Annotated in this window: 4 protein-coding genes and 1 pseudogene; 2 read left to right on the top strand and 3 right to left on the bottom strand. The window is 67.7% G+C overall.

Annotated features, from left to right (window positions below):
- On the bottom strand, positions 1 to 471 hold a 471-nt coding region (locus QOC69_RS09190; protein ID WP_526438596.1), incomplete at its 3' end, for a class I SAM-dependent methyltransferase.
- Between the two features lie 69 nt (positions 472 to 540).
- On the opposite strand from QOC69_RS09190, the gene QOC69_RS09195 reads away from it, so the two are divergent.
- The gene (locus QOC69_RS09195; protein ID WP_526438598.1) at positions 541 to 984 is read left to right on the top strand and encodes a PPOX class F420-dependent oxidoreductase; all 444 of its coding nucleotides are present in this window, start codon (positions 541 to 543) and stop codon (positions 982 to 984) included.
- Positions 985 to 1052: 68 nt separating this feature from the next.
- Positions 1053 to 1220: a DUF5302 family protein gene (locus QOC69_RS09200; RefSeq protein WP_526438600.1), complete on the top strand. Its 168-nt coding sequence runs from the start codon at positions 1053 to 1055 to the stop codon at positions 1218 to 1220.
- Here QOC69_RS09200 and QOC69_RS09205 read toward each other — a convergent pair.
- The gene (locus QOC69_RS09205; protein WP_526438602.1) at positions 1217 to 2536 is read right to left on the bottom strand and encodes an acyltransferase family protein; all 1320 of its coding nucleotides are present in this window, start codon (positions 2534 to 2536) and stop codon (positions 1217 to 1219) included. The genes QOC69_RS09200 and QOC69_RS09205 overlap by 4 nt on opposite strands.
- Before the next feature lie 48 nt (positions 2537 to 2584).
- Positions 2585 to 2836, bottom strand: a pseudogene (locus QOC69_RS09210) (MFS transporter); the annotation flags it as partial.

Here is a 2836-nt window from a genome sequence, read left to right on the forward strand (position 1 = left end):
CTCGGCCGTGATGAACACCCCGCGCGAGGAGTCGACCTGGTCCATCCAGCTGCGGTCCAGCGCGGACTGCGCGAGCTCGACGATCTGGTCCTCTCTTGGCAGCAGTCGCCGTCGCAGATCGATCACCGGTTCGAGGTCGATGGAGTACGACGTCGAGCCCTCAGTGACGCCGCTCCGTTCGAGTCGCCAGGAGCTGGTCTGAAGACCCTCGGCCAGGGCCACCACCGACGCTCCAGGATGCCCGCTGAGGTAACCGCGCGCCTCGTTGTCGAAGGCGACGGCGCGCAGGCCGTGCGACTGGTTGGGCCTGCCGAACTTGAGGTAGTCGTAGTCGATCGTGTCGAGAAGCGTCACCGCCCACGGGTCGCGGATCACGCCATCGGAGCGCTTGGCCTCGGTGCCGCGGTTGTGCAGCGTCCACAGCGTAGTCGCCGACACGCCTTCCAGGGTGTTGCCGTCGATGGCGGTCATGGCCCCATGTTAAGGATGCGGTCGCCGAATCCGGCCGGTTCCCCGTGCCGCAGCCGTAGGCTGGCTCACATGACCCGGCACGTGTTCGACGAGAAGTTGTTGGCCGTGATCAGCGGCAATTCGCTCGGGGTGCTGGCCACCATCAAGCGCGACGGCCGGCCGCAGTTGTCGAACGTCTCGTACTACTTCGATCCGCGCAACGTCGCGATCGAGGTATCGGTCACGGAGCCGCGGGCCAAGACGCGCAACCTGCGCCGCGACCCGCGGGCCTCGATTCACGTGACTGCCGACGACGGATGGGCGTACGCGGTGGCCGAGGGCGATGCGATCCTCACCCCGCCCGCGGCCTCACCCGACGACGACACCGTGGAGGCATTGATTGCGTTGTACCGCAACATCGCCGGTGAGCATCCCGACTGGGACGACTACCGCCGTGCGATGGTGGCGGATCGTCGCGTCGTGGTCACGCTGCCGATCTCGCACCTTTACGGCCTGCCGCCCGGCATCCGCTGATCCACGTGGTTGCGCCGGCGTGGGTAATCCGCGCGACGGCGCCGTGATCGGCGCGCTACCCTGCGGACATGGCCGAAGAACCCGAGGACGACAACAAGCGCAAGTTCCGCGAAGCGCTGGAGCGCAAAAAGGCCAATGCGGGCGGTGGTTCCGCCCACAAGGATGTGGGCAAGAAGCAACCGAAGGCGCACGGCCCGGAGCAGGCCCGCCGCGAGTTCCGGCGCAAGAGCGGCTAGCCGACCTTCGCCACGACGGGTGCCGCTGCTGCGACACCTTCGTTGGCCAGCCGGCGAGCGCCGATCAGCGCGACGAGCATCACCGAAACGCAGAACAGCCCTTGCTCTTTCAGGCCCCAGCCGACCGATGCCAGGGTGGCCGCCCCCGCGATGCACAGCAGCGTGCCGACGGCCGCGCTGCGGCGGCCCGGTGCCGCGACGCAACCGCCGTCCCACAGTGGTAGCGGATTGTTCTCCAATGGCCGCAGCACGACGAACGTCGCGGCCACCAACACGGCCACTAGGGCCAGCTGGGCGATGCTGAGCATCAGGAAGTGTGGCTGGCCGGGATAGCGTGGTAGGCCGAGGTAGTCGAAGGCTAGGTGGACACCCAGCAGGACCGGCATGTGCCACAGGTACAACGTCATGGCGCCGGTGTTGCCGATCACCGCGAGCCGCCACACCCTGGGCCACCGGGCCCACCGGCCGATACCGGGTGCTGCCGCAATGGCGAACGCGCACAGCATGATTGCGTGCCCGGCGAGCAACAGTGACGGGGGTGTCATGTTCTTGAGTTGCTGCGACTCGATGCCGACCAGGCTCAACTCGTAGGGCCCCAACGACAGCAGGCTCAGATTGACGCCGAGCATCCCGACGCCGAGGCGCAGCGCCGTCCGCGTGGACAACAGCCGACGCCGGTAGGCCACGCCGAACATCCCGGGGATCAGCCAGGCGAGCATGTTCAGGTAGCCCACCGTCGACCAGTCGGGGTCGGTGACCCGGACCGCGTCGACCACCGCGACGAGGGCGTACACCCCGACCACCGCCACGACCAGGCGCGTCCCGGTGGTGATGCGGGTCAGCAGCGTCATCGCCGCCAGCACCAACACATAGGCGCCGAGAAACCACAGCAACTGGATGCTGATCCCGGCGATCGGCTCGTAGACGTGCACGGGCAGCACTCCATGCAGCACGACCAGTGCCGCGGCCCAGAAGGCCAGGTAGTAGAACACCGGCCGGTAAAGCCGGGTGCATCGCTTCAGCAGCCAGCCGCCCCAGCTCGCGCCGGGTTCGAACGAGCCCACCGACGCCGCGGCCCCCGCGAAGAAGAACAGCGGCATGATCTGGAAGACCCAGGTGAGCGCCTGGAACACCACCGACGTGGTGAGCAGGTTATCCCAGATGAACACGTCACCGGCGATGATGCTGGTCGCCATCACGGTGTGCCCGACCACCACCCCGACCAATGACACGATCCGGATAACGTCGATGGCCCGATCGCGATCGGCCGGTGTGCTCGCCTCGATGTGGGCGGCACTGGGGAACGTAAGCGCCATGGCTCGAATCTAGGCGCGGGCAGCCGCGATCGGCTTGAGTAGAACCACTCAAATGTGGACGCTCTCGGCGGCGGGGCGACGCTCCTGCACCAGGATCATGGCCAGACAGATCGCCGACAGCACGGCGATCGCGATCGCGAAACTGACTCCGGCGGTGCGCAATCCCCAGTGTTGGGCGGCCAGCCCCTCGCCGACGACCGGCAGCGCGATCGCCACGTAGGCCACCACGAAGTAGGTGGAACTGACCTCGGCGCGGCGATCGGCTGGGGTGAGTTCGGCGACGGCGGCCAGGCCGCGGCT

This window comes from Mycobacterium sp. (assembly GCF_032162105.1).
GTDB lineage: Bacteria > Actinomycetota > Actinomycetes > Mycobacteriales > Mycobacteriaceae > Mycobacterium.